The organism is Neisseria sp. SLRRB23 (genome assembly GCF_050896295.1).
Taxonomy (GTDB): Bacteria; Pseudomonadota; Gammaproteobacteria; order Burkholderiales; family Neisseriaceae; genus Neisseria.
Genome location: NZ_JBPBFH010000153.1, coordinates 1 through 387 on the forward strand (window position 1 = coordinate 1; position 387 = coordinate 387).

Annotated in this window: 2 pseudogenes; both read right to left on the minus strand. The window is 51.4% G+C overall.

Annotation, left to right across the window (positions count from 1 at the left end):
* A pseudogene (locus ACRPFF_RS11615) lies at nucleotides 1–139 on the minus strand (trigger factor); the annotation flags it as partial.
* 1 nt (nucleotide 140) lies between these two features.
* A pseudogene (locus ACRPFF_RS11620) lies at nucleotides 141–290 on the minus strand (opacity family porin); the annotation flags it as partial.
* Nucleotides 291–387: the final 97 nt, after the last annotated feature.

The following is a 387-nucleotide window of genomic DNA, read 5'->3' on the forward strand; positions in this document are numbered from 1 at the left end:
CGTCAAAAGACAAAGCTTTTTCGCTTACTTTGGCTTTGCCCAAAACGAAATCAAAAACGTTGAGTTCTACTGCCAAAGAAGTCGGACCTCGCAAACGGGAAGGCTCTGCGGAGTACCAGTCAATCACTTCTTGAGGATCTCGGATAATCGTGGGTAATGTGTTCGTAGGCGTAGGCTAAATCCGCCTGCACATACGGGCCGCGGCCGCCGTCTTCACTTGCCGCCTGCGCTGCGGAAGAGAAGAGAAGAGAGTTTATCAAACCGGTTTCAAAAGCTACCGGAACGGCTATGCTGCCCCCTTGTTTAAACTCAAGCTGGCAGATAACGGCGATGCCGCGTTTGAAACAGTGCATTTCGCTTCGGAAACTTCAGACGGCATCAACCCGC